This is a genomic window from bacterium (assembly GCA_040754625.1).
In the GTDB taxonomy this organism is placed as follows: domain Bacteria; phylum JACRDZ01; class JAQUKH01; order JAQUKH01; family JAQUKH01; genus JAQUKH01.
In genome coordinates, this window is record JBFMCF010000007.1 from 1 (window position 1) to 17,659 (window position 17,659).

14 protein-coding genes are annotated in these 17,659 nt (G+C 38.1%); 8 read left to right on the forward strand and 6 right to left on the reverse strand.

Annotation, left to right across the window (positions count from 1 at the left end):
* Positions 1-167 precede the first annotated feature (167 nt).
* From AB1498_00445 to gltX, 5 genes are all read right to left on the reverse strand, one after another.
* The gene (locus AB1498_00445; protein ID MEW6086770.1) at positions 168-1,565 is read right to left on the reverse strand and encodes a M48 family metallopeptidase; all 1,398 of its coding nucleotides are present in this window, start codon (positions 1,563-1,565) and stop codon (positions 168-170) included.
* Between the two features lie 53 nt (positions 1,566-1,618).
* A complete protein-coding gene (locus AB1498_00450; GenBank protein ID MEW6086771.1) occupies positions 1,619-2,179 on the reverse strand; it encodes a LemA family protein in 561 nt (186 codons plus the stop codon).
* Positions 2,180-2,198: 19 nt separating this feature from the next.
* Positions 2,199-2,594 carry a zf-TFIIB domain-containing protein gene (locus tag AB1498_00455; protein ID MEW6086772.1) on the reverse strand — a complete coding sequence of 132 codons (396 nt, stop codon included), beginning with the start codon at positions 2,592-2,594 and terminating at the stop codon, positions 2,199-2,201.
* A 102-nt stretch (positions 2,595-2,696) separates the two neighbouring features.
* The gene (locus AB1498_00460; GenBank protein MEW6086773.1) at positions 2,697-3,494 is read right to left on the reverse strand and encodes an acyl-CoA dehydratase activase; all 798 of its coding nucleotides are present in this window, start codon (positions 3,492-3,494) and stop codon (positions 2,697-2,699) included.
* Entirely contained in the window at positions 3,475-4,932 is a 1,458-nt protein-coding gene (gene gltX, locus AB1498_00465; GenBank protein MEW6086774.1) for a glutamate--tRNA ligase, read from the reverse strand. Before gltX ends, AB1498_00460 begins: the two co-directional genes overlap by 20 nt.
* Before the next feature lie 1,026 nt (positions 4,933-5,958).
* On the opposite strand from gltX, the gene AB1498_00470 reads away from it, so the two are divergent.
* Genes AB1498_00470 through AB1498_00485 form a run of 4 tightly spaced genes read left to right on the forward strand, consistent with a single transcriptional unit; the run spans position 5,959 to position 10,603 of the window.
* Complete coding sequence (locus AB1498_00470) at positions 5,959-6,771, forward strand: nucleotidyl transferase AbiEii/AbiGii toxin family protein (protein ID MEW6086775.1); 813 nt, start codon at positions 5,959-5,961, stop codon at positions 6,769-6,771.
* Positions 6,741-7,385: a hypothetical protein gene (locus AB1498_00475; protein ID MEW6086776.1), complete on the forward strand. Its 645-nt coding sequence runs from the start codon at positions 6,741-6,743 to the stop codon at positions 7,383-7,385. Before AB1498_00470 ends, AB1498_00475 begins: the two co-directional genes overlap by 31 nt.
* A complete protein-coding gene (locus AB1498_00480) occupies positions 7,364-8,833 on the forward strand; it encodes an ATP-binding protein (protein MEW6086777.1) in 1,470 nt (489 codons plus the stop codon). Before AB1498_00475 ends, AB1498_00480 begins: the two co-directional genes overlap by 22 nt.
* Positions 8,834-10,603, forward strand: a complete 1,770-nt coding sequence (locus AB1498_00485; protein MEW6086778.1) for a DUF6880 family protein — start codon at positions 8,834-8,836, stop codon at positions 10,601-10,603. It abuts the gene before it with no gap.
* A gap of 81 nt (positions 10,604-10,684) precedes the next feature.
* On the opposite strand, the gene AB1498_00490 is transcribed toward AB1498_00485, so the two are convergent.
* Entirely contained in the window at positions 10,685-11,005 is a 321-nt protein-coding gene (locus tag AB1498_00490; protein MEW6086779.1) for a HigA family addiction module antitoxin, read from the reverse strand.
* 284 nt (positions 11,006-11,289) lie between these two features.
* On the opposite strand from AB1498_00490, the gene AB1498_00495 reads away from it, so the two are divergent.
* From AB1498_00495 to AB1498_00510, 4 genes are all read left to right on the forward strand, one after another.
* Positions 11,290-14,964 carry a HEAT repeat domain-containing protein gene (locus tag AB1498_00495; protein MEW6086780.1) on the forward strand — a complete coding sequence of 1,225 codons (3,675 nt, stop codon included), beginning with the start codon at positions 11,290-11,292 and terminating at the stop codon, positions 14,962-14,964.
* A gap of 202 nt (positions 14,965-15,166) precedes the next feature.
* Positions 15,167-15,628, forward strand: coding sequence for a DUF488 domain-containing protein (locus AB1498_00500; protein MEW6086781.1), 462 nt, complete (start codon positions 15,167-15,169; stop codon positions 15,626-15,628).
* Complete coding sequence (locus AB1498_00505) at positions 15,621-16,400, forward strand: hypothetical protein (GenBank protein ID MEW6086782.1); 780 nt, start codon at positions 15,621-15,623, stop codon at positions 16,398-16,400. The genes AB1498_00500 and AB1498_00505 overlap by 8 nt, the downstream gene beginning before the upstream one ends.
* A 239-nt stretch (positions 16,401-16,639) precedes the next feature.
* On the forward strand, positions 16,640-17,488 hold the full coding sequence (locus AB1498_00510; GenBank protein ID MEW6086783.1) for a hypothetical protein: 849 nt from the start codon (positions 16,640-16,642) through the stop codon (positions 17,486-17,488).
* Positions 17,489-17,659 lie beyond the last annotated feature (171 nt).

The following is a 17,659-nucleotide window of genomic DNA, read 5'->3' on the forward strand; positions in this document are numbered from 1 at the left end:
GCGAAATTGGGAATAAAGATACCCAACCGTCCGGTTTATATACAAAATGTAGTGCAGAATTTGGGGGTATAAAATCCGTAACCCCTTGATAAATAAGGATTTCGTTTTTAAAACTGCGGAACTTGGGATAGCGCTGTGGTACTATTGATCTGTTAAACAAATTTTTTTTATTGATTTTTGATCTGGATTGTTTTTCCGCAAACCCTGCATATAAGGTGGGAAGCCTTAAAGGCCGGAGACAACTGTTGTATCGCTCCGCATGAACACGTGAAGGTTTCCCATTGTGTTCCCTGTCTCACATATACATTCGAGCCTGTTACTGCGCCTGCCGCACCTGCCGGTTTATTTTTATCCTTCTCGGAAGGGACATCCAGCTCCCTGCTGCATTTCGGGCAGGTTATCTTATTTTTGTTAAAATGAGGCGGGACCTTAATTTTTAAACCGCAAAGGCATGTTAAAAACGCATATTTATTTACCGCCATCATTAAATCACCCAGGTTCCTAATTTCCTGCTTTTTGTCAGGGGCCTGTTTTGGTTCAGCGGAAGCCGTCCGTATAGGTATTGTTTCTTCTTTTAACGATGATAACGGTATGATTTTTGACGTTTTTTTCTTAACATCAGAAAAGGCTTTTTGATAGTGCAGGTAACTTGCGCCGTACATCATATTTCGCAAAATATGTATCCTCTCTGAAATCGGGGGGTGTGTGCTTGACAGATCCGATATTTTTAACCCGTTTTTCTCCATCGGGTTTATTATATACATCGGCGCGGTAACACTATTGACATACTCGAGGTTAAAATTCCCGGACGAGATTTTCTCCAGGGCCGAAGCCAGCCCTTCCGGGTACCTTGTTAACCTTACCGCAGAAGCGTCGGCAAGATACTCTCTTTTTCTTGATATCGCAAAATATAAAATCCTTGCCAATATCGGTGCCAATATGGCAAATAGAATCGCGATAAATATAACAGCAGCCTGCCCCCCGCCTTTTCCGCTTGACCGGTATCTTCTTGATGACCTTGGGACATGAATTATCCCGCGTAAAAATGTTTGAGATATAAGAGTTATACTTCCAAGCATTATTCCGGCAAAAGTTACAAATAAAACATCCCTATTAACAATATGTGACATTTCATGCGCTACAACCCCCTGCAATTCGTCCCTGTTTAACATATTAAGTATCCCGGCTGTTACGGCAATTGAACTTTTTTCAGGTTTTGTGCCTGTCGCAAAAGCGTTAGGGGCGGGGTCATCTATTATGTAAATCCTTGGCATGTGCGGGAAATTTGCCGCGATCTTCATCTCCTCAACAATATTAAAAAGCTGGGGATGGACATCATAAGAAACTTCTTTTGCGTTACTTGTAGTCAAAGCGATATAATCTCCTGAAAAATAACTTACGAGGGACAGTGCCGCCCATACCGCCAGCGCAAAAAAAATACCCGCAATGCCGCCATCAGGCGAAAAAACCAGGCCGATGAAATAACCCAGTAAAATAAGGCAAACCCCCATAGCGATAAAAAGTATTAAAGATTTTTTTTTGTTTGCTTCTATTATTTCCCACATATTTTCCAGTAAAACGTTGTTCGTGAATCGGTTTCCGTGCCACAGGCCGGGATTTATGAAAACTTTACTTTTGGCGCTTCTTTTGATCCTTCTTCAGCTTCAAAAAATTCTTCATTTTTAAAATTAAACATATCCGCGATTATATTGGAAGGAAACATCTGGATCTTATTATTCAAAAACAGCACCTGATCATTATAACTCTGCCTGGCGAACGCGATTTTATTTTCTGTGGATGTTAATTCCTCCTGGAGCGCCAGGAAATTCTGGTTTGCCTTAAGTTCGGGATAATTTTCAACGACAAGCAAAAATTTGCTCAGGGCGTCTCCCAACGCTGTTTCAGCCTTGGATATGGCCCCTACGCCGCCGCTTTGCGCGTTCATAGCCGCGCTTCTCGCTTTTGTGATGTTTTCAAGCGTATCTCTTTCGTGCGCCATATACCCTTTCGCGGTTTCTACCAAATTCGGTATAAGGTCATACCTTCTTTTCAACTGGACATCAATCTGTGACCATGCGTTTTTCACCTGGTTCTTTAATGTCACAAGAGAATTATAAATCCCGGCAAAAAACATTAAAATCAAAGCGATAACTCCCAGAAATATCAGAAATCCTATCATTTCATGTCCTCCTTTTTATTTATTTGTTTGTCCCCGCAAACATTTCTTTAAGTAAATTTATTATTTTATTATCTTTACCCGTACCCCCTATTTTTAAAACCTCATTTAATTCTCCTTTATCAAACCAAATACCGTCATTTTTTACACATTTATCAAGGCGTATTTTTTTTTCTTCATTCCCGTATAAAACTTTCTTCATTTTTTTTAAGCATATAGGGCAATTTATGCTTTTTTCTTTTGTTACTTCGCATGTCTCAAACAATGTCAGCAGGCACTCCTTTTCTGAAGACGTCCCCATTAACAGTTCCAGCTCGCCCGCATCAAGCCATATCCCGCCGCAGGAAAAACAGTGGTCTACTTCCACATCTTCAAGTTCTAATATGACCATCGGATTTTTACAGGAAGGGCAGTTCATTTATTACTCCAAAAAAAAGTTATGGATTTTAACAGATATATTATCGGACAAACCCTGGAAGATGTAAATATTATATTTATGTTGGCAAATTAAAAATATTAATTAACCTAAGTTGACTAAATCTTGATCCTTTAATGTCCCCGCGATTAATGCGGCACCCAGGGCGCCTGTAAGCTGAGGGTCAAAATCAAATATTGCGAATTTACAACCTAATTCGTTTTCGAGCGCCGCTCTCATTGCCTGATTTTTAGCCACACCGCCGGCAAAGGCAATCTCCGGTTTTATCTTTAACCCTTTTGACATATTCACTATCCGTTTTGCCATTGTTTCTATCAACCCGGCAACAATGTCCTTCCTTTCATGTTTTTCGGAAAGTAATGAGATTATTTCTGTCTCGGCGAAAACCGTGCAGGTCGAATTTATTATACAAGGCGATTTTGATTGAAAATAAAGACCGGATAAATCATGCAGTTTTATGCCCAGGGCATGAGCGGTAACCTCAAAAAATTTTCCTGTTCCGGCGGAACATTTGTCATTCATGACAAAATCCCGGACGTTCCCTTTTTCATCTAATTTTATTATTTTGCTGTCCTGTCCGCCGATATCGATAATGGTTTGAACAGAAGGGATTAAGCTGTAAATACCTTTTGCATGGCAGGTTATTTCAGTAATGGTTTTATCGGCAAAAGGCACTGTTACACGGCCGTATCCGGTTGCGATAATGCAATTTATTTCTTCTTTTTTCAAACAAGAAATTTTTAGCAGTTTTTGGAGCACCATTTTTCCGCGGTCTGCTTCTTTGAATGCCGTATGAAAAATAGTTTGGGCAATGGTCTTGCCGTTTTTTAGAACAATTCCCTTGCTTGTATTTGACCCGATATCAATTCCGATTGTAATCATCTGAAAAAGCCTCAATTCTCTTTTTGGTAACTTCTTTTCCAAGAAGGAAGATAGTTTCGAAAAGCCCGGGTGCGACAGTTTTTCCCGTAAGGATGATCCTTAATGCCTGGATGGTTTCTTTAGGTTTGATGTTATTTTTTTCGGATATTGCCCTGATAGTTTTCTCAATAGTTTCAATGTTGAAAGGTTCCAATTGTAAAAGCGCGCCTTTTATTTCAGGAATGATCATAAGCGCGTTTTTTAATTTATCCAGAGCCTTTAGCATATCTTCAGAATATTCGATTTTTTCTTTAAAAAAGAAATCCGTATAAGGGACAATATCGCTTAATAATTTTAACCTGTCACCGACAATTTCAACAATTTTTTGGATCTTCACTTCTTCCACTTCTTCAGATAATAAACCTGCTTTTTGGAGAAACGGAATAACTTTTTTTGTCCGCTTATCCAGAGGCAAATTTTTAATATATTCACCATTTAACCATATAAGTTTTTCAGTGTTAAAAACCGCGGCGTTTTTTCCGATGCGTTCCAGCGAGAATTTCTCGATCAGTTCTTCGCGGGAGAAAATTTCCTGTTTTTCATCAAAGGACCACCCAAGCCTCGCGAGAAAATTTATCAGCGCGTCCGGCAGGTATCCTTTTTCGGCGTATTCATCAACCGCCGTTGCCCCGTGCCTTTTTGATAAACGGGTATGGTCAGAGCCGAGTATCATCGGCAGATGCCCGAATTGAGGAAGCGGCTCGTTTAAAGCCTTATAAAGCAAAATTTGCCTGGGGGTATTTGAAATATGGTCATCCCCGCGAAGGACGTGCGTGATTTTCATTGTGATATCGTCTATGACAACAGCGAAATTATATGTCGGAATCTGGTCATTGGATTTTAGTATTACAAAATCATCCAGATCATCGTTTTTGAAGCTAATTTCTCCGCGGATAATATCTATAAAAGAAGTATCTCCTGAAGGGATTTTAAACCTTATCGCGGGTGTCCGGCCGTTTTTTCGAAGTTCGTCCTTCTTTTCTCTGCTGAGTGAAAGGCACCTGCGGTCATAAACAAAGGGAACGCCTTTTTTTTGAGCCTCTTCTCTTCTCGCCTGTAATTCTTCAGCTTTACAGAAGCAAAAATAAGCCTTTTCTTCACCGAGCAGTTTATCAATGAACTTCGCGTAAATGTCTTTTCGTTCAAATTGATAATACGGCCCGTAATCGCCGCCAACCTCGGGACCCTCGTCCCAGTCAAGGCCCAGAAATTTCATAGCGTCAATAATTTCTTTGGCGGAGGCCTCGGAAGACCGCGCCACATCGGTATCTTCTATCCTTAAAATAAATTTGCCGCCCGTGTGCCTCGCGAAAAGCCAGTTAAAAAGGGCAGTGCGGGCTCCACCCAGATGCAAATGCCCTGTCGGGCTTGGCGCGAACCGGACTCGAATGTTATTCATTTTTATTCCTTTTTAAAATATTAGTTATTATACATAAGCCAGACAAAATTGCAAGAATAAACAATCTATATTCCTTATAAAACATAATAGTTGTACAACAAATATGTTTTATATTTTAAAGACGGCTTATGTATATAATTCGCTTTTATGATTTATTATTACTCTTTAGTAAAAATTAGATTAGAATTAATGAGAATTATTTTGAAATATTAATAGGAAAAAACATGAAAAGAGAGATAGTACCTGTCAAGGTAAATACTTTCGATGACAAAACATTATTTAGAGAAATCCGCGAATTAATTCTTTCAGCTAGAAAAACTGTTGTCAGAAATGTTGATACAATATAGTGCTCTGTTACATAAATTTTGATGAGATAGAATGCCCAGATTTGAGACAATTTCAACGAACGACGACGCAGGTGTATCCTCTGTGATACACAAAGGAGGAGAGAGGCAGAAATTGGCCGAAGATGGGCATTCCCGAAGGGCAGGGCTCTTTTGTCCTGCTTCTGCGTTGCTCGTCGCTTACATACCGCAGAGGGTATGCAACGCTCCTCACGCCTTGAATCAGGACAAAATAGCCTCTGCTATCTCATCAAAATTTATGTAACAGAGCACTTTGTAATTACTAATTTTGAGATTGGACGAAGAATTATTAATTACGAACAGGGATGAAAATTTCGCGCTGAATATGGTGAAAAAATGTTGATGGGGCTTACGGAGAATTTAACACAAGAATTTGAACGCGGTTTTTCTTTATCAAACCCGAAACTAATGCGCCAGTTTTTTCTTATGAATTGAAGTCAGACTGGTCAGACAGTGTCTGTCCTATATTGTAATTACTCTGAATGCTGCGAAAGGTGATGGCCAATTTGCACAAACATATGAAAAAAATATCAAAGAGATAAAAAAATTGGGGATTTTTTCTGAATAAATAGATAAATAAAAAATATTTATAGAAAAATAGGTTTAAAACAAAAACAATTATGTCTTGCAATTTAGTTAAAACTAAATTATAATACATAATATGGATTTATATAACTCATTACAATTAAGGGAAATATTTCATATCGAGTTTTTAAGATGGCTGGCGAGAAAGGTAAAACCGGATAATTATGTCTTAAAAGGCGGTGTGAACCTGCGTTTTTTCTTCAAAAGTTTCCGTTATTCCGAGGATATGGATATAGATGTTTTTCGGATAAGGGTGGATACTTTAAAAGACATTGTTTTGAAGATATTAAGCGCGCCTTCTTTTAACGATAGTTTGAGGACATTCGGTTGCGAACGGATTATTCCTCCTGATATTGCCAAAGCTAAGCAAACAGAGACAACCCAGCGGTTTAAGGTGCATTTAATAAATTCAGAGGGCATAGACCTTTTTACAAAAATTGAATTTTCCCGGAGAGGATTTAAAGGAGAAATTGTTTCTGAGCCGGTTTCGGATATTGTCCTGCGCGAGTATAAAATACCGCCTTTAATGGTTTCGCACTATGATATTTCATCCACAATCCTGCAGAAAGTTGAGGTGCTTGCCTTGCGGTCTGTAATCCAGGCAAGGGATATTTTTGACCTTTATATTTTAAGCCCCCAGCATAATAAAAATATTGATATTTCTAAAAACTTAAAGCAATTCAATATATCTTTATTTAAAAAGGCGCGGGAGAATATTTTTGCAATTGATTTCTCCCAATTTCGTGATACTGTTATTTCTTATCTATCGCCTAATGATCAGGCCGTTTATAATAAAACAACTTCATGGGATGAGATTAGGTTAAATGTGGAAAATTTCATTGAGGAGTTAGAAAAAAAATGTCAGTTCTTACAGCCATCAAACAATTAAACCGTCCGGTATTTACCACAAGAGAATTGGCCGCGCATTATAAGGGAACACTCTCAAATACCACGCAGACCTTGAATCATCTCGAAAAAAAAGGTGTAGTTTTAAAAATAAAAAGAGGCGTTTGGGGGCTGAATATCGGGAGTGAAAGGCTGTCACCGTATATGGTAATCCCTTTTTTGTCAGTTGTGCAGCGGCTGTATGTTTCCTTTATAACCGCCCTGCATCTTTATGATATTATCGAGCAGATTCCGCAGGCAATAACTCTGGCATCGACCTCGCATACAAAAACAATCAAGACAAAACTGGGTACATTTTTTATTCATAGAATATCCCCGTCTTTTTTTAAAGGATTCGATTGGTATAAAAACGGCGGAAAATTTCTAATAGCGGAGCCGGAGAAGGCGCTTATTGATTGCCTGTACGTCTCCAGCCGCAGAAAAAACCAATTCGGATATTTCCCGGAGCTTCATTTCCCAAAATCATTTAATTTTAAAAAGGCTGAAAAATGGGCGAATGAAATACCTGATTCTAGAATCCGGAAGTATGTTTTGGGGAGATTGAAAGAGTTAACTAAAGATAAGGATAGACAAAAATGGAAAACACAATTGAAGTAACCGTAGATAAAAGCCATATAATTACTATCGGGGAGCGGCTTTACGGTGAATCCATAGAACTTGTCCGGGAGCTTATTAATAACGCCTATGACGCGGACGCGGCTTGTGTTAAGGTTACGATAACAGATGATGAAATAGTCGTGGAGGATGATGGTTTGGGAATGGATATTAACGGCCTGAAGCAGTATTTTAATATAGGGTCCTGCTTAAAAAAACAACATCCGAAATCGCCAAAATTTGGAAGGAATAGGATTGGTGAGTTTGGCATAGGAAAGTTTGCCTCTCTTTCAGCCTGTTCATGTTTTGAAGTATGGACAAAAAAGGGAGATTTTCAGGCAAGGGTTATATTTGATAAAAGAGAATGGGAAAAATCAAAAGACAGATGGCATATACCGTTAGAAATCGAAGAAGTTGACCATCGTTTAAAAGACGGAACAAGAGTTACATTGAAAGGCGTGATTAAAAAATTTAATATCTCTGATGTGGAAAAACGGATTATTGAATCCGTACCTATAAAAGTTTCTGATTTTGCGGTTTACTTAAATGATCACAAGATAAATCCCAAATTTATCGCGGGCCATAAAATACCTTTTTTAGAGGGAACAGATTATGGTATTGTCTATGGCGAGATAGTAATAACTTCCCAGTCAGGACAGGATATATCTGATGCCGGGATATCCTGTAAGGTTAAACAGGTTACAATTACAAAGGATTTCTTTAATCTTGAAAAATATATTAAAAATATCGCTCGCATTAGCGGCGAGGTTAACGCGGATTTTTTGCCCATCACAAGCGACCGGACCGGTTTCATCAAAGATACTCCGCAATACAAAAAATTTTTAGAGGTGATGGAACAGATTATTGAGAGAATTAAGCCTGTTTTAGACGGCCTGTCGGATTCCAAAGATAATAGACGTGTAAAAAAGTCACTCAGCGAGGTTTTAGATAAGATAAAGAACGCGCTTATTCTTAATCCTGATTATTGTCCCGAAGGTTTAATCCCGGTTGGAGAAGCAGTGCCGGGCGCCGGCGGCCAGCCTGGGTATATTCCGCAAAGTAAAGATAACGCGGCTTCAAAAAGCGAAGAACAAAAAATAGAAAAAGAGGCGAAGAAAAAACGAAAAAGAAAACCGCAGGTTAAAAGATTAACTCCGACAGCAGTAGTCAAAAAGTTAAAATTAGGACAGCAGGGAATAAGCTGCTGTATTGACCATTTTGGCTCGGACGGCCCCGAGTGTTTTACAGAAGGGACGATTATTTATATAAATCGCGACCATCCATTATATCAAAAAGAGGCTCAGAGAAAAGAGACTTATATCCTGCATACAGCCCGGTTACTTACCCAGGAAATATGCCTTATGAAAGAGCCTCGAAATCCAAGGCAGGCATTTCAAAGACAGAGTAAGCTCCTCCGGGATGCTTTAATTGAGACAGAGAAAAAGGAATAGATGACACTACACAATAAACATATACAAATGGAAGTTTTGACACGAAAGGCCCTGAAACAGATAGCCGGTGAACGGTCCTTCGGACGCGGTGAAGACTACTTTTCCAATGGACAGGTCTATGCCATGGTTGAATATGAAGGGAAAATCACAGCCAAAGTACGCGGCACTAGTGAATATCGGGTAAAACTATGGGTGGCAGATAAGGAATTAAATTATTCATGTAATTGTCCTGTTGGTGCGGGCGGTGAGTTTTGCAAACACTGTGTTGCGATTGGTTTAGCATATTTAGACCAACAGAAAAACGGCGGAGCAGTATTACAAAAATCAAAAAAGCCTTCAGTGACAATGGATGATATCAGGAATTATCTCGAGACCCGGGATAAAAAAACGCTTTTGGATATGCTTATGAAACAAGTGTTTGACGACGATAGATTACGTGAACAGCTTCTGATGAAGGCGGCAAAGAAAGGGAATAAAGGCATTGACCTTGCCGCATTCCGGGCAGTCATTAATAGCGCTGTGCGCGTAGACGATTTTGTAGACTATAACTCGGTTTATAATTATACCAATGGCATAGATAATGTTGTAGATTCAATAGAGGATCTTTTAAAAGAAGGATATGTTTCAGAAGTTATAGAACTGTCTGAATACGCGCTTGAATCAGTTGAAGAAGCAATGAGCTTCGTTGATGATTCAGATGGTAACATGGGTGATATTCTTGGAAAACTGCAGGAAATCCATCATTCTGCTTGTAAAAAAGCCAAACCGGATCCGGAAATCATGGCAAAAAAGCTTTTCGAGTGGGAGCTTCGGGCCGAATATGATGTTTTTTATGGCGCTGTATCAACCTACGCGGATGTTCTGGGTGAAAAGGGGCTGGCTGTTTATCGTAAGCTTGCTGAGGACGAATGGGCGAAGATTCCACCACTGCGCCCTAATGAGGAGGACCCGGAAAAGTATGGCCGGCGCTTTCGTATTACGAGCATTATGGAGGCCTTGGCAAAAGAATCCGGGGATCTTGAAGCGCTGGTCAAAATCAAGAGCAAAGATTTATCTGATGCATACTCTTTCCTTCAGATTGCTGAGCTTTATAAAAAAGCCCGGAAGTATGATCTGGCGCTGGAGTGGGCCGAAAGAGGCGTAAAAGCGTTCCCAAATCGAACAGATTCAAGACTGCGCGGGTTTCTCGCGGAAGAATATCATCGGCGAAAACGCCATGATGATGCAATGGCGCTTATCTGGGTTGAATTTACAAATTCGCCTTACCTGGAACAATATAAAAATCTGAAGGTACACTCTGAACGTATCAACAAATGGCTAATATGGAGAGAAAAGGCTCTTGCTTGCCTTCAGGAAAAAATCACTAAAACAAAACGTGAAGAAACAAAAAATCAACGGCGTTTGTGGCCAGAGACAGATAATTCGGAACTTGTGAAAATATTTTTATGGGAGAAAGATATTGAATCGGCATGGAGAAAGGCAAAAGAAGGAGGCTGTGCAAACAGCCTCTGGTTGATACTCGCTGTCGAAAGAGAGAAAGGCCATCCTGAAGATTCCCTGGTTATTTACCGGCAGCAGATAGAACCGGCGCTCAGCCGGAAGGACAATGAAGCATACAAGGAAACAATAAACTTTCTACGCAAGATTCGTTCTCTCTTGATTCGCCTTGGCAGGAAGACAGAGTTTAAACAATACGTCGAGTCGATTCGCACAGCACATAAACCCAAGAGAAACTTCATGAAATTGCTCGAGAAAGAAAATTGGTTATAATAACTCAGCCAAAAAAATTGCTCCAAGCGCCGAAATAGGAGGCAGTTATTTGAGTGGTAATTATCTATTTAGTTGATAAGGTTAGGCAGCTTGTTCAATTCCATAGTGAGGTTTTTTTAGGACATTGACCTCATGTTTAATCCGATCTGCTATTTTAATCCCTGCTGTTTCAAGGTCATAACGGGCCTGGAGCCGTAACCATATAAGAGCGCTTGTACTAAAGTACCGGGCTAACCTCATAGCTGTGTCTACAGTAATCGAACGCTTTCGATGTACAATTTGACTAATTCTTAATGCGGACACACCTATGTCTTTGGCTACACGATATTGGCTTAAACCCAAAGGTTTCATAAAATCTTCCAACAAGATTTCTCCCGGATGTACAGGCGGTAATGTTTTCATATTCATCCTTTCGTTTGAGGTTATTAGTGGTAGTCAATAATTTTTACATCTTTTGCCTTGTTGTTTACCCACAAAACTTTTATAAGTTAATATAGCATGTGTTACAGTGGCAAGTGCCTCTATTTCTTTCATGTTTTTTTCTTCGACTTGTTAATTAGTTTAAAAATTATTTTTATTGTAGTATAATTTCTTTTAATTAAAACATTATATACTTTGAAAATATTGTAGTCAAGCTGAATGGGTAAACAGTAAAAATCTGGCAATAAAAGAAACAACATGAAAAAATGGAACAAATAACCAGTGAGTACCGTAAATTCATAATAAACAGGTATAAAGATATTCCCTGTTTAGATGAAACTGTATGTCTTACTATGAAAAATTACATCCCGCTTCAGTTGGGTGAGGTGAAGAGGGAAGAAATATCTATTGAGAGAAGAATATCGGAATCTGAAAAATCAATAAGTGATTGCATAGATTTCAGGGTATGGCGGGAAGAACACTCGGCTCAGGAGAAATATTCACTTACTCCGGTAGATGTCTGGAGGGCGCTCGCTACTAGAAAAGTTGTTGTAAAAGGAGACCCTGGGTCAGGGAAGACTACACTGGCTCATTATATAGCCTATAGTTTATGCGCCCAAACAGAGGGCGGTCTCAAACAGCAAAAAAATATCGGGTCTGTTCCTGCAGATTTAATTCCTCTGGTTATAGACTTGAAGGATTGGGCCAGCAGGAGAACTAATGGATACGTCATCTCTCTTTCAGAATATTTTATAAATAGCCTTAACAATAGCGGATTTGAGGAAGAAGAAATTAAACCTATGATAGATGAATGGCTTAAGGAAAACAAGTGTATCTTACTTTGTGACGGTTTAGATGAAGTAACAGAGGATAGAGACCTTCTAATAGAGTCCCTGCAAAATCTTGCAAGCGGTAAATACAGAGATTGCCATATTATTGTAACAACCCGGATTGCAGCTTATCAGAATGAACTTAATGGCTGGAAGCATTATGAGATAATGCCTTTAAAAGAAGATAATATCAGGCAATATTCTAACGATTACCTGAAAGATAAATCCAACTCCTTTCTTTCCGCCTTAAAAAATACACCACAAATTGAGCCGCTTTCCAAAAATCCTTTGCTTCTCCAGATACTCTGTTTTGTATTTAAGAACCAAAAACTTGCGCTTCCGGCCCATAGGGCTGAATTTTACAGACAGGCTGTTGAGGAAATGCTGGATTTGAAAGAACCCCGGATACCTTTTTCAATAAAAGAGAATGTTTTACAGGAAATAGCCATTCATCTGCTTGAGGGGAAAGAGATATTTGAAGAAGATAAGTTAAGAGAAATTATAAAAAAATTTCTCGAAAGTAAAAAAGAGGATTATAAAGCAGATGATATATTAAAGGAGATTATTGAAAAGAGCGGGCTTTTATGCCGGTTAAGTGACCGGCGGTATATTTCCCTGCATCTTACATTTCAGGAATACTTATCCGCCTGCTATATTATTAGGAAAGAGAAAGTCCCTGCTGAGTTTCTTAAGCCGGTTCTTTTTAATCCCCGGTTTCGCGAGGTAATAGGATTAACTGCCGGTTTACTTCCTAAAGAAAAAGCTTATGAATTAATTCAATTTATATTAAAACAAAAACCGCTTTGCTATGATGTCCTGCATCAGCCGCTTCTTCTTTCTGGTTTTTGTATTTCTCGAATTAAAGAGGATAAAATAGATTCTTTTGAAAGAGAAATAATAGATAGGCTTTGGAAATTATGGAAAGAAACAGGATTTACTTTCCTTCGAAACGAAATTAATAAGATTTTTTCAGGGATGGCTGGTCAGGGAAAGATAGTGTTGATAACTGAAAAATTATTGAATACACTAAAGAATAAGAAGGAAAATTCGGATGTACGTTATTGGTCAACCGAAGCCTTAGGTAATTTAGGCCGAGCAGATAATAAGATAATAGAAGCACTTCTTGATGCGCTGAAGGATAAAGATGAAGATTTGGATGTGCGTGGTTCATCAGCCGAAGCCTTAGGTAGATTAGGTCGGGTAGATGACAGGGTAATAGAGTTACTTCTTGATACACTGAAGGATGGGGCTGAACATTTGGATGTGCGTGATTCATCAGCCGAAGCCTTAGGTAGATTAGGCTGGGCAGATGATAGAGTTATAAAAATACTTCTTAATGTACTGAAGAATAGGAGTCCATTTTTGGATTTATTATTGGTTCGTGCCTTAGGTAATTTAGTCCGAGCAGATGATAGAGTTATAAAAGCACTTCTTGATATACTAAAGGATAAAAAGGAAGATTCACTTGTGCGTAGTTTCTCAGCCGAAGCCTTAAGCAAATTAGGCCGGTCAGATAATGGGGTAATAGAAGTTCTTCTTGATGTGCTGAAGGATAAGGATGAAGATTCAGATGTGCGTAGTTTCTCAGCCGAAGCCTTAAGTAAATTAGGCCGGTCAGATAATGGGGTAATAGAAGTTCTTCTTGATGTGCTGAAGGATAAGGATGAAGATTTTCATGCGCGTGGTTCATCAGCAGAAGCCTTAAGTGAATTAGGCTGGTCAGACGATAGGATTATAAAAGAACTTCTTGATGTGCTGAAGCATAAGAAGGGAAATCGGCGTGTGCGTGGTTCATCAGCCTATGCCTTAGGTAATTTAGGTCAAGTAGATGAAAGAGTTATAAAAGCACTTCTTGATGTCCTGAAGGATAAGAAGGAATATCGGGATGTGCGTCGTTTTTCAACCGAAGCCTTAGGTAACTTAGACCGAGCAGATGATAGGGTGATAAAAGCACTTCTTAATGCCCTGAAGGATGAAGATTTAGATGTGTGTTGGGTATCAGCCGAAGCCTTAGGTAAATTAGGCCGGGCAGATAATAGGGTCATAGAAGCATTTCTTGATGTGCTGAAGGATAAGGATGCAGGTTCGGATATGCGTGAATCATCAGCCGAAGCCTTAGGTAAATTAGGCCAAGCAGATGATAAGGTAATAGGAACACTTCTTAATGCGTTAAAAGAAAAAGGGTCGAGTGATATCTATTTAGCCCTCCAGAGATTAGTAGAAAAGCGAGCAAGGCAGACACATATTACTCTTTCCACAGAAGAAAAGGAAACCGGAAAGAAGGAAGATAATATTAATAAAGATGCAGAACGTTTGCTGAAATTTATACAAGGATTCAAAAAGCCTCCGGAAGAACAATCTGCAGGGACACATAACGACCCGCAGAATCAGAGAATTATAGGATTTCTTGAGAATGAGTTTACCAACACGGGGAAGCCCTTAAAAATTCTTGATTATGGCTGCGGCAAAGGATCACTTATTACCGAGTTGAAAAATTTAAAACAGTTTAAAACCGGTTCACATCAGTATATTGGAATAAATTATAAAACAGTTGAAGAGGTTAAAAAATATGCTCAAAAATGCGGGCTTCATAATCATAGCTTTTATACTACTGAAGAATTTGAGAAACTTAACGAACCATTGAACTCTGACCTTATAGTTATACGAAATGTAACGCATGAAATCCCTTTCAGCGAATTAGGCAGAAGATTTTACTATGTACTAAAATCACTTAAAACAGGCGGTAAATTATTTCTTCTTGATATGTGCATACTCCCCGAAGGCGAAGCAAAAAGTGTTACCTGGGAAGAAGAAGATTTCACTGATTTCTTTAATCATAAAAGCCTGAAGGCAGAGCCGAATACATATCAATCTAAAAGCGGTTTACCTCTGATTGCGGTAACCATTACCAAAAACTCTGATAATATACCTTCGGAGAAGAGTCTTTCTGATAAAGCTGTAATGCTTTTTGAACAGAAAAAAGATAGAACCAAAAAGGCATTGGAGTTATATAAAAATGGTAAAGCCGAAATAACTGAATTTCAATACGCGCATTTATTATCTCAATTTGAACATATCCAAAGCCAGTTGGATGAGATTAAGAAAAACTAAGTGATTTTATTTATTATACAAAAATCGTCTTATTAATATTTTGCAGATACCGTCTGCGAAATTGATTAAAGGACAAAAAAAGTCAGACTAAGCCAGGATACAAAAACATATTTTTAGAAATTGCCCAGATGGTATCTGGGGAATTCGTTTCATCTCAAACTCTATGCTATAATTATTAAATCAAACATCCGATAGGAGAAATATGGAGCAAAATTCTTTATATACGATTGGATATGAAGGCAAAAGCATTGATGGTTTTATAAACCACCTCAAGCAATCGGGAATATCAACACTTGTTGATGTCCGGGAAATTCCTATCAGCAGGAAAAAAGGATTTTCTAAGACTATTCTTTCTCAACATCTGAAAGAACACAATATTGGATATTTACATTTTAAGGAATTAGGCAGCCCCAGGGAATTGAGAAAGAAAGTTTATGTGGACAATGATTATGAATATTTCTTTAAGGAATATTCAAAATATGTGAAAACCCGGTTAAATATTATAGAAGAACTGTATGGGATTATTACATCTGAAATATGTTGTCTCATGTGCTTTGAGAAAGAACCGCAATACTGTCATCGAAGCATTGTCGCGGAAGAAATAAAAAATAGAGACGGCAACGGGCTTAAAATTAATCATCTAAAAGAAATGAATTATGTTTGATGAAATAAAAAGAGTTTTGATAACCATAAAAGCTTATCCAAATCCCAGTAAAAAATATGGGGAAACTGTGTGTGTCGCCGGAGTCGATATTGATACTCATAAATGGATAAGACTTTACCCTATCCCTTTCAGGGATTTAGATGAAAATAAGAAATTTAAAAAATATAATATTATTGAGGTGAAAGTTGAAAAATCCAAAGATGACCACAGGCCGGAAAGCTTCAAAATAGATACTGATAGCATAAAGATATTAAATCATTTTGATACTGTTAAAGATAAAAAATGGAATCAAAGGAAAGAAATAGTTTTTTCCCATATTGATAAATCAATGTGTGAAATATTAAAAGAAAATGAGAGTAATAAAAAATCTCTGGGTATATTTAAGCCGGCCAATATTGAGTTTTTCTGGGAGAAAGCGGCAGAAAAAGACGAGAGTGATAGAGAAGCCTGTTATGCGCAACATGATTTATTTAAAAAAGAAAAAAATGTCATTGAAAATATTCCTTTCGATTTTAGATATAAATTTAAATGTTCTGAAAAACCGGATTGTCCTGGTCATGATTATTTAATTATCGATTGGGAAATAGGGCAATCGTACAGAAGCTGGCGAAATAATTATTCTTCACAGGAATTATTGTTAGAAAAGATAAAAGAAAGATGGTATACAAGAATATGCTCTGATAAAAATGATATTTACTTTTTTGTCGGTAATATGAAAAGATTTCCGAATAATTTTATGATATTGGGAACGTTTTATCCACCTAAAATTTAGGCCAGCTTTAATTTCCTAAAAAATACTAATCCTCCTTGACTTAATCTCACTTGTCTAATATTATACATTGATAATAAAAGTATAAGAAATTTCATATTGGCAGATGTCATCTGCCAAATTGATTAAAGAGCAAAAAAGTCAGACGCTGTCTGGCTAATTGCAAAAAAAGCAGACACTGTTTGCGCAATTAACAAAATCTCAGCCATTATTTTGAAAATTTACTTTATCATGGACACATTATGACCACAGTTGTTAAAATTTATTTTAAAAAAGCTATTTTATGCGCTTTTGTTTTAGCAGTATCCGGATGCGCGACAACCGGTTATTCTTCAAAAGGGAAAGTTTATACCGGAATGGATCGAAAAACAATAACTAAAGATTCGTCAGGGGAAATAACGCAGAAAAGCGAGCCTATTACGGTTAAACCTTCTTACAACGTTTCATCTGAACGGGTTGAGAATTATCAGGAGTTTGATGATTATTCAATGAATAAGAGTTATCATTCGGGTGGTTCCTCATTGAACGGATTAGAAATTAATTTGATCAGCTCAAAACTTTCTCATTCTTTTACGACAAATTTTCAATCCTCAGATTTTCAGAATATGAACTGGAGCTCTAATCCTCAAATATCAGGATCCGGAGGAGAAATAGTATTTATTAACAGTGCCGGAAGGAATAAAGATGTTTCCTTTATTTTTGGCGGGGGTGGATTTAAGAATAAACGTGAAACAAATTCCCACAATGAAAACAATATCTATGTTATAGAAAAGCCTAAAACAACTTCTTTCTGGGCGCATATGGGAATCCGCGCGAAACCGCTTCCATTCATTTATCTGCAAGGCCTTTTGGGGGCATTTATTTTTGAAGTTAATACGGATGTGGAAACAAACGCGTCGATATATAAATATGAAGGTTTGTCCGGCGAACGGGTATTTTCTGCCATTGGGATAGGCGGGGGTTTTGAATCTCCATGGGATTATCCGGTACATTTATTTATAGGAACTCGCGCGTGGCTCCCAATATCAAATGATACCTTTTATGAAAACAGTATCGGGCAACTTAATGGCGGCATACTGTTTAATTTTTAAAAGAAAAGCCTTTTCTGGTTCAAAAGTATTTTATTTTTACTTACCTAACCTAAGTTCCGCAGTTTTAAAATCAAGCTCCTTATTTTTCAAGGGGTTGCGGGTTTTACCCCCTCAAATTCTGCACTACATTTTGTATAAAAACCGGACGATTAGGGATCTTTATTCCCAGCC